The organism is Sulfurimonas sp. (assembly GCF_047622445.1).
Taxonomy (GTDB): Bacteria; Campylobacterota; Campylobacteria; order Campylobacterales; family Sulfurimonadaceae; genus Sulfurimonas.
The window spans coordinates 68,871-76,933 of the sequence record NZ_JBLHOE010000004.1 but is presented as its reverse complement, the minus strand read 5'-3'; the positions used below and the strand labels follow the sequence as shown (position 1 = coordinate 76,933).

7 protein-coding genes and 1 pseudogene are annotated in these 8,063 nt (G+C 34.4%); 1 reads left to right on the top strand and 7 read right to left on the bottom strand.

Annotation, left to right across the window (positions count from 1 at the left end):
- Positions 1-2,060 (top strand): annotated as a pseudogene (locus ACI9TV_RS01925) (twin-arginine translocation pathway signal protein); the annotation flags it as partial.
- A gap of 147 nt (positions 2,061-2,207) precedes the next feature.
- Here ACI9TV_RS01925 and ACI9TV_RS01920 read toward each other — a convergent pair.
- From ACI9TV_RS01920 to ACI9TV_RS01890, 7 genes are all read right to left on the bottom strand, one after another.
- A complete protein-coding gene (locus tag ACI9TV_RS01920; protein WP_415249070.1) occupies positions 2,208-2,705 on the bottom strand; it encodes a redoxin domain-containing protein in 498 nt (165 codons plus the stop codon).
- Between the two features lie 49 nt (positions 2,706-2,754).
- Entirely contained in the window at positions 2,755-3,216 is a 462-nt protein-coding gene (locus ACI9TV_RS01915) for a Na+/H+ antiporter subunit E (RefSeq protein WP_415249069.1), read from the bottom strand.
- Positions 3,216-3,608: a 4Fe-4S dicluster domain-containing protein gene (locus ACI9TV_RS01910; protein ID WP_415249068.1), complete on the bottom strand. Its 393-nt coding sequence runs from the start codon at positions 3,606-3,608 to the stop codon at positions 3,216-3,218. The genes ACI9TV_RS01915 and ACI9TV_RS01910 overlap by 1 nt, the downstream gene beginning before the upstream one ends.
- A gap of 28 nt (positions 3,609-3,636) precedes the next feature.
- On the bottom strand, positions 3,637-5,652 hold the full coding sequence (locus tag ACI9TV_RS01905; RefSeq protein WP_415249067.1) for an EAL domain-containing protein: 2,016 nt from the start codon (positions 5,650-5,652) through the stop codon (positions 3,637-3,639).
- A gap of 79 nt (positions 5,653-5,731) precedes the next feature.
- A complete protein-coding gene (locus ACI9TV_RS01900) occupies positions 5,732-6,835 on the bottom strand; it encodes an NADH-quinone oxidoreductase subunit D (protein WP_415249066.1) in 1,104 nt (367 codons plus the stop codon).
- Positions 6,825-7,445, bottom strand: coding sequence for an NADH-quinone oxidoreductase subunit C (locus ACI9TV_RS01895; RefSeq protein WP_415249065.1), 621 nt, complete (start codon positions 7,443-7,445; stop codon positions 6,825-6,827). Before ACI9TV_RS01895 ends, ACI9TV_RS01900 begins: the two co-directional genes overlap by 11 nt.
- Positions 7,445-8,062, bottom strand: coding sequence for an NADH-quinone oxidoreductase subunit B (locus ACI9TV_RS01890; RefSeq protein ID WP_415249064.1), 618 nt, complete (start codon positions 8,060-8,062; stop codon positions 7,445-7,447). Before ACI9TV_RS01890 ends, ACI9TV_RS01895 begins: the two co-directional genes overlap by 1 nt.
- Between the last annotated feature and the right edge of the window lies 1 nt (position 8,063).

The following is an 8,063-nucleotide window of genomic DNA, read 5'->3' as shown; positions in this document are numbered from 1 at the left end:
TAATTTCTGTTGCTGGTAAGGGTGGTTCTGCTACAGTTGGTCAAGGTAAACGTGGTTCAAACGTTCCTAAGATTGATGTATATAATGAACTTTCATTCCCACCAGAATGGCCTATGTCAAGTTATGAAATGTCATTCTTACTTCCACACCTTTTAACAGATACAGAATGGCAAGATAAATGGATAGCAAAAGGTCTTAATGTACCTAAAAAGCTTTCTGTTTGGATTCCACGTATGTATAATCCAGTTTGGATTAACCCAGATGGTTTCAGATGGATTGAAACTATCAAAGATGAAACTAAGATGGAACTTACATTTAACTTATCTCCAACTTGGTCTGAGACGAACTGGTATGTTGATTATATTTTACCTGTTGGTTTAGCCGGAGAGCGTCATGATCAACATTCTGAAGCTACAATGCCTGCAAGATGGACTTCTTTCCGTCAACCAGTAATGCGTGTTGCTTTAGAAAAAATGGGATGGAAGCCTAAAAATCCAGCTCGTGCTACTCTTGAAGCGCATATCAAAGCTGGTCTTGGTGAAGTTTGGGAAGAAAATGAATTTTGGTTTGATATGTGTGTTAACTACATTGATCCAAAAGGTGATTTATTCCTTGACGAAGCTAAAACAAAAACTGTTCATTCTATGTGGGAATCTAAAAAGACTCCAGGTACTCCAGTAACAATTGCTGAGTGGTATGACGCGGCATTTGGTGATAACTTACCGAACTTGAAAAAAACTGCTACATCTGATGAAAGATATAAAAATGAAGAATTCCCAGTTTACGCATATATGAGAGATCATGGTGCTTGGATGGAAGAAAATCATATTTATTCTCCACAAGAAAAAGCAGTAAAATATGATGGTGAGAATTTAATTTCACATGGTCATAAATATGCTAAAGAAGATTTAACTAAAAATGATAGAACAGGTGTTGTTTACGCTAAAGATCATCATGGTGATGGAAAATACAAAGACAACCTCAAGCCAGTTGCAATTGAAGTAGATGGAACTGTTGTTGAGGGTTTTGCTACACTTGATAAAAAACTTGATTTCTTCTGTGATTGGTTAGCTGATGATTGGAAATGGCCAGAATATGCGATTCCAATTTATCCAAGAAATGATGAAGATAAAGAAAAGATGGTTCATATTCTTTCTCATGTTCATCACTCTTATATGACAGAAAAAGATTCGTATGCACTTAACACTGTATTTCGTTTACCATATAATATCCATACACGTTCTGCGAATAGCAAGCATCTTATGGAAATTTCTCAAAATCATGACCCAATTTGGATTTCAACTCCGGATGCTAAACGTCAAGGTTTCAAACGTGGTGACCCAATCCGTGTAAGAATTACGGATACTGTTACTGGTTTAGATTCTGGTTACTTTGTAGCTATGGCTGTACCGACTGAGGGTATCTTACCCGGTACTCTTGCTTGTTCACACCATGGTGGTAGATGGAAACTTATTAACTCTGTAAATATTCCTAATGGTGTTTCAGACGGTAAAGTAGATTCTCAACCAGTTACTAGAAATATGAACGATCCAAAATTTATGGCTCACTCGCCAGAAAATGTTGGTACTGAAGCTGGTCAAATTAAAATTGAAGATTATGATGGTAATTCAGGTATCAATAGCTTTGGTGTTCCAACTGCTGAGATACAAATGGATGGTAAAGAAGGTAAGCTTACATACGTAGAGGGTATTAAACCTTTCCATACGGATAGATTTGCTGATTACAACAAAGATAGTGGAAATATTTGGTGGGATGGTCTAAGTGGTTCATGGCAAAATGCTGTAGCTGCTCCACATCCAGACCCAATTTCTGGTATGCATTGTTGGCACCAGAAAGTAATTTTAGAAACTGCGCAACCAGGTGATAAAATTGGTGATATCTATGTAAATTATGAAAATAACTTCAAAATTTACCAAGGTTGGAGAGATGACTTAACTCGTGGTCTTGATGAAAACTCAGTTAAACGTCGTCCAGAACATATTAAGCGTCCTTGGGTTCCATTATCAAGTAAAGCTTACCGTGTAGACATCAAAAAGTAAAAATCTAGATAGCGACGCGATTTCTGCGTTGCTCACTTCGTCACATACAAGAGTACGCTTCCTTAGCGTGCGCCTTGAACTCACATCACTCTCTAAATTTTATTTACGCTCAATCTATTTTTTTAATTATCTGATTTATATATTGGATTATAGACCTGCCCACCACATTCTTAAAACTAATCCTATTGTACTTGTATAACCTACATCAGAAAAAATTAGATTTTTGTCCTTGTCATATATTAATGTAGTTGGATAAACTCCAACTTGAAAATTTGAGGCTATGAAACCACTACTATCGTTTACTACATTAAAAGTATACTCGCTTTCTTTTAACCAACTTTGTATATCATCATTAGAACCTGATTTAACAGCTATAGTAAGCACATTGTAATGTTCTGAGAGTGTTTGTATATTTGAAGCTTCTACTTTACATGTTGGGCACCATATAGCCCAGATATGTATGAGAGTTGGTTTATCTTGTGAAAGTGCGTACTTTTCACCAGTTATTAAAGATATATTTGTAAGAGTTAATGGATTTTTATTTAAGTCAGAGCTTTTATATAAGCTAATTATATTTGCAAAGATTGTCATTACTATTAGAAATAGTGCGATCTCTTTTATGTAGTGTTTTATTTTTTCTTTCATCTAAATACCTTAGTATAATAATTTGACTGATATTATAGTAAAGTTTTCTCTATATTTTTGAGATAATATTTTCAAATTCTTGTGTGATATTTTGCTTTTCCTTGATATCTTTACACTCTATTATATGAATGTAGAGAGTGTAATCCTTAACATCCAAAGTAAGTGTTCCCGGTGTGAGCGTAATGGAATTTGCTAGAAGAAGTATTTTCCACTCACTTGTGAGCTTTGTTTTAACAGCTACTATCGCAGGATTTAGTTTCATATCTGGGCTGAGTGTTCTTTTTGCCATTTGAAGATTTGAAAGGACAAGGTTTTTGATAAGAACTAGTATGTATAGGAAAAGGTAGTAGGGGTTGATCATCTCTATTTTTTCATCTTGAAACATTTTTATGTAGAGTAGGGCAATACTAAAACTAACCCCAAACCCAACAAAGAGGTTAACTAGTTCAAAGTTCGCAGTTAAAATCATCCAAATAGCAAAAAGAAAAATACTCCAAGATAGGGCGCGCATTATTTGTCCTTTGGCATATACAAAAAATCACTTGCATACTTTGAAACGCTTATGCATTCTTCTGCTAGTTTTAAACTATCAGGAGGGCAGACATCAGTACAAAGAGAACACCAACAGCATCTTCCATAATCTATACGAGGGATGCACTTGGAAGTGTTTTTAGTGTTGAACTCTTCATCTATATGTATCATGTCAATAGCATCATTCATACAAATATCTTGACAGTTAGCACAACCGATACAATCTTTTAAGACATTTGTATGAAAACCACGATAGCCACTAACACTCGCCTTTTTTACAGTGGGATAAGCTATAGTATTTGGCTTTTGCCAAAAGGCATTAAGTATTTTTAAGGGGCTTAGTGTTCCTTGTAAATCAATAGACCATTCCATATTTTCACCTCTGTAGTCAGACTCTTTGTTATATTATATCAAGTGGTTTTGAGAAGTAGTAACCTTGTGTGTAATCTATACCTAATTTCTTAACTTTTTTATAGATAGCCTCATTCTCTACAAACTCTGCTATTGTTTTAATGTTCATTTTTTTAGCAAAGTCTACAATTGTTGAAATAACCATTTGTGCATCAGTATTTGTATTTATATTCTTGATCATACTTCCATCAATTTTAATATAGTCGGGCTTTAGTTTCATAAGGTATTCAAAATTACTGTAACCTGTACCAAAATCGTCAATTGCTATCTTTACTCCGTATAATTTTACATTTTTTATAAATAGTGCAACCTTTTCAAAATTTTCTATAGACTCTGATTCTACAATCTCAAATACTACCCTATTCCCTATGTTGTATTTTTTAAGAATCTCAAATATATAGTTATTGATATCTTGATTTAATATGTCATGGATAGTTAGGTTTACGGAAAAATCAAGATTTTTATCTTTGAAGATTTCAAAAGATTTCTGTAACATGATTTTTGTAATTGAGTCATAATGTTTTGTTTTTTTGGAGATTTCTAGGAAAAAATAAGGAGTGATTAATGTACCATCTCGATCCCTAATTCGTACAAGTGCTTCATATTTTTCCCAATGATTAGTTTCATTATTTACTATAGGTTGAAAAACTGGAACAATTCTATCTTCATCAATGGCTTCTTTAATTTTTCTAGTCCATTTTAAATTATTTTCATATTCGTTATTTAGGGAGATGTCATTAGAATAGATAATTAAATTCTTATTCTCTTTTTTAGCTACCTTCAGAGCCATATCTGCTGTTACAAGAAGCATGTCTTTTATTTGGAATGATATTGCGGTACTCACATTTATGTATAACTCTTCTTCTTTTACTTTTATAGGGGAAACTTTGATATGTGCAATTAAGTTTGTTGTCATATTTGTAAATAATTCTGAAGATGTCTCTGAATCAAAAATAACATATTCATCCCCTTGCAGGTGATAGAGTTCAGACTGCTCATTTTGGATAACATTACTGAGTGTCTTCCCTAAGGCTTTAATAACCTTATCCCCCTCAACATGGCCATAAAAGTCATTAATCTGAGAAAAGTTGTCTATGTTGATAATCGCTAAAGCTGGATTAGTACTATGTTTAATATCATGATTAAGTTTATATCTATTTCCATAACCTGTAAGTGTATCAGTATTCGCAAGTTCATCAAGTTTTTGTTGTTGCTGTATAACTTCAGTTATATCATATCTGACGGCAATATACTCCACAATATCCTCATTTTCGTCCAAAATAGGAAGTATTGATGTATCTACCCAGTAGTTTTCCAGTTTACCTTTGTTGTTAAGTCTACCTTTCCATACTTTTTTGTTTTGAATTGTTTCCCATAAATTTTTAAATGTAGCGTCTGAAGTATATGCTCCTCTGATAAAGCCATGGGGTTTTCCAAGAAGTTCTTCTCTTGTGAAGCCTGAAATTTTACAAAAGTTATTGTTCACATAAGTGATAATCCCATTTAAATCTGATTTTGAAATAATACTAGATTCGTCCATAGCGAGTTTGTAGCTTTTAAATAGAGCCTCATGGTTTAGAAGAATTTTGTTTTGTTCTAAAGTTTTGTTTTCAAGTTCTATAAGTTGTGTAATATCAGTAATGTAGCCTATATAATGAGTGATAATATTGTTACTTCGTAATATAATGGTTGTATCTTGAATCCATTTATATTCGGTATCTTTGACAAGAAGTCGATACGGCTTATGAACGAAAGAATTTAGCGTAGAATTTGAAGCTTGCATAACTTCTTTATAAACTCTGGATAGGTCGTCTTTATGAATTAAGCTAGCGTACTCTAAAGTGTTTGAAAGGAAGTCTTTAGGCTTATGAGAGTAGTGTTTTTCTATATTTTTTGAAACAGAAAATACAGGCCAATTTTCTTTATTTTCCCAAATAAATGCAACAATTGGACCAATCTCAAAAAGTTCGCTTTCTATTACTTCTTTATATGTTTGTAAGTTCATTAGTTGCTATTATCTTCTAGATTTGATTTTTATATATGTTAGGTATTATACTATGTAAAACTTGTATTCTAAATAAAATTCATCTCTCTATCTCAGGTGGACAGATTCCAAGTGAGTTCATAATCAATGCAACATCACTCAGTTCAGCTCCAACTAAAAGCTTTTCTAAAAGTGTAAAAGCATGCACAAGTGAAGGACCACGTACTTGCATCCGTCGTATGTTTTCACTTCCATCCCCCGCCATATAGTAAGCGAATTCTCCACGTGCAGATTCTACTTTTACCCATGTGTCATCTTTAGGAAGTTTAAACTTTCTATGGGATGGAAGTTTAGTCATGACTTTACCTTCAGGCATTTTAGCAACCACTTGCTCTAAAATATGTAAAGCTTGATCCATTTCTGCGCGACGTACTAAAGCCCTTGCATAAACATCACCAGCTTCTTGAATAGGTACTTCAAAATCTAACTCATTATATACTAGATAAGGTGCATCTTTTCTTACATCTGCTTCTATTCCACAGCCACGAAGAGCTTGACCAACGTAGCTATTTCTGATAGCTTCTTCTTTATTTACGACTCCAACGCCAATGGCACGGTTTTTAAAACTTGCATTGTTTATAAAAATATCGTCATAATCTTTGAGTCTTTTTTTCATATATACAAGTAGTTTTGAAACTTTTTCTAAAAATCCTTCAGGTAAATCACGACGAACACCTCCCGGATAGATATACATATGATAAACACGAGCGCCTGTAAGCTCTTCAAATAGGTCAAGTATGAGGTCACGATCTGCAATAGCCCATTGCCCAACAGCATACAGTCCTATACTCCCACTTTGTCCAGCCATCCACAAAAATTGAGCAGCTAATCGTGAGAGCTCTAAAACCATAACTCTAATGTATTGGGCACGCTTACTCACTTCTATGCCAGCAAGTTCTTCAACAGCCATAGCAAAGTTTGCCTCATTTGGGTCTGGTTCAGGAACACAAATACGACACACAATAGTAAAAGCTTGAATAACGGTACGACGTTCTATGAGCTTCTCAAACCCACGATGAAGATAACCAACATGGGTAGTTGCTTTTTGAATAGTTTCGCCGATAAGGTCAAGTTCTACTGACATATTTCCTGTAATACCAGGATGTTGAGGACCATGAAAGATAGTTATATGTTTATTTTCCATCGGTGTTTTCCTCTTGAGATTCTTCTTTTGAAGTCTCAGCTTCAGCATTTTCTTTTGCTTCTTCCTCAGCTTTCTTCCCTGCTGCTTTGAGAGCTTTTTTCTCTGCACGGATACGTTTAGTTTCTGCTTTGGCATCCATGTTATCTTCACGACCTTCACGAAATGTTAGATGATTATTTACAAACTCAAGTGTATCAAACTCACGACGAAGAGGTGGAGTATGTACCCAATTCTCGAGACTTAACTCTTTTAGGTTTTCATTTCCTATAAAGTTTATGCCATACATTTCATGTAAGTCTCTCTCAAATATTTGAGCTTGAGCGAACTCTTTAGAGAGGGAGTTAATATGAGCTTCTTCTCTATTTATCATTGTCTGGACCATAAAAGTATTTTTTCTATCAAGAGTTGTGATGATGTACGTAAGTGCAAAATGACCATCTTCTATCCAGTCGGTACATGTGATGGCATTAAGTATTTTGTAGTTATAATTGTTACCTATGAAATGAATGAGTTCAAAAACTCTTTCATGCACAACACTTACTTTATAAAGGTCATTGCGTTTAACAATGATATCATCAGTAGCAAAGTTACTTTTAATGGTGTTTAACATTAAAGACCTCCATCATACAAGTACCAGTCAGCTTCATAACTTGGTTCGACTTTTTTTCCTAAAATAGCCTCTTGATTTTTACGGTAAAACTCATAGTTATCTTCATATTTTTTCCAAGAACTTGCTTTTCCTTCAGCAATCTCTTCTTGTAACTCTATAAAGCCTTCTAAAATAGACTCAGGACGAGGCATACAGCCATTTACATACATATCAACAGGAAGATAATCTTCAAGCTTCTTGATGGTGTTATACGAGTCCCAATACATTCCTCCGTTTACTGTGCAAGAACCCAAAGCCAAAATATACTTAGGGTTACTCATCTGCTCATATGTTTTTATTATACGACGTAGTGTTTTAAATGAGCAATATCCAGAGACGATGATTACATCCGCTTGTCTTGGAGTTGCGGCTCCTCTTATACCTAGACGTTCTGCATCATAACGAGAAGTAAAAGTTGGTGGCATCTCAATTGCGCCACAACCGGTCCCATATGCAAGCACAAAAATACTACGTTTACGAAACCAGTTCATCAAAAAATCGACACTACTCTGGTGTGATGTTTCAGAATTTAAGTCACCTTCTAAAGTACGTTGTTCTTGTAAAAATCCAGTTTCCATT

Excerpts from the sequence above, each read along its gene's own strand:
- ACI9TV_RS01910 (WP_415249068.1), bottom strand. The coding sequence starts at position 3,608 with ATGGAATGGTCTATTGATTTACAAGGAACACTAAGCCCCTTAAAAATA.
- ACI9TV_RS01915 (WP_415249069.1), bottom strand. The coding sequence starts at position 3,216 with ATGCGCGCCCTATCTTGGAGTATTTTTCTTTTTGCTATTTGGATGATT.
- ACI9TV_RS01920 (WP_415249070.1), bottom strand. The coding sequence starts at position 2,705 with ATGAAAGAAAAAATAAAACACTACATAAAAGAGATCGCACTATTTCTA.
- ACI9TV_RS01900 (WP_415249066.1), bottom strand. The coding sequence starts at position 6,835 with ATGGAAAATAAACATATAACTATCTTTCATGGTCCTCAACATCCTGGT.
- ACI9TV_RS01905 (WP_415249067.1), bottom strand. The coding sequence starts at position 5,652 with ATGAACTTACAAACATATAAAGAAGTAATAGAAAGCGAACTTTTTGAG.
- ACI9TV_RS01895 (WP_415249065.1), bottom strand. The coding sequence starts at position 7,445 with ATGTTAAACACCATTAAAAGTAACTTTGCTACTGATGATATCATTGTT.
- ACI9TV_RS01890 (WP_415249064.1), bottom strand. The coding sequence starts at position 8,062 with ATGGAAACTGGATTTTTACAAGAACAACGTACTTTAGAAGGTGACTTA.